Below are 823 nucleotides of genomic sequence, written 5' to 3'. Positions count from 1 at the left end.
CTGCACCTGGGGGCGGTAGTCACGCAGTTCCCGCCACAGCTGGTCCAGCCTGCGGGCGGCTTTCTCCTGTTCGGGGTCGCGGTCGAGACGGCCGGAAGCCACGCGGGCCTCATAGGCGGCGAAGGGGCCGGTGCCCGCGGGAAACACCGCAGGGGACGGGCGGACGGGGGCGATGTCTGTATCCATGATCTTTCGCCGATAGTCCGGAAAAAAAAGCCCTTCAAGGCCATGAACTCGCCAAACTGTGTCATGACAGGCGTTCTCTCCATCTGGTGAACTAAAACCCCATCAGATGGAGAACTTGTGATGACCGACTGGAACGCCTACCGCGCCCATCTGGGCCAATCCGTCCAGGCTTTCGCGACGCTGGCCCCCGACACGCTCAAGGGACTCCAGACACTAGACCACGCGGCCGCCGCCACGGGCCATCTGGACGCCAAGACACGCGAACTGATCGCGCTGGCCGTGGCGGTCACCACGCGCTGTGACGGGTGCATCGCCGTCCATTCCAAGGCCGCCGTCAAGGCCGGGGCCACGAAGGAGGAAATAGCCGAGGCGCTTGGCGTCGCCGTGGCGCTCAACGCGGGCGCGGCCCTGGTCTATTCCAGCCGCGTGCTGGACGCGGTCGATACGGTCACGGCTGAACCGGGCGGGGATGCTTGCGATGGAGTGAATCCGGTCCTAGTCTCGCCACGGTTCACTTGAGCACGTGCAGGATGGCATGATTCACCCCGTTATTCCCGACTACGCGGCGCTGGAGGCGGCTCCCGTATCCACCACGCCGTTCGCCCACGCGGTGGTGCCGCAGTTCATCCGCCCGGCG

At 65.9% G+C, this 823-nt stretch carries 1 protein-coding gene and 1 pseudogene; one reads left to right on the top strand and one right to left on the bottom strand.

Annotation, left to right across the window (positions count from 1 at the left end):
* Nucleotides 1-186, bottom strand: a pseudogene (locus tag JCM25156_RS26255) (cell division protein ZapE); the annotation flags it as partial.
* A gap of 120 nt (nt 187-306) precedes the next feature.
* On the opposite strand from JCM25156_RS26255, the gene JCM25156_RS18765 reads away from it, so the two are divergent.
* Entirely contained in the window at nt 307-705 is a 399-nt protein-coding gene (locus tag JCM25156_RS18765) for a carboxymuconolactone decarboxylase family protein (protein ID WP_025814364.1), read from the top strand.
* The last annotated feature ends 118 nt before the right edge of the window (nt 706-823 follow it).

The sequence above is a fragment of the Komagataeibacter kakiaceti JCM 25156 genome, from assembly GCF_000613305.1.
The sequence above is the reverse complement of the archived record's forward strand: the minus strand, read 5'-3'. Positions and strand labels throughout refer to the sequence as shown.

Excerpts from the sequence above, each read along its gene's own strand:
- JCM25156_RS18765 (WP_025814364.1), top strand. The coding sequence starts at position 307 with ATGACCGACTGGAACGCCTACCGCGCCCATCTGGGCCAATCCGTCCAG.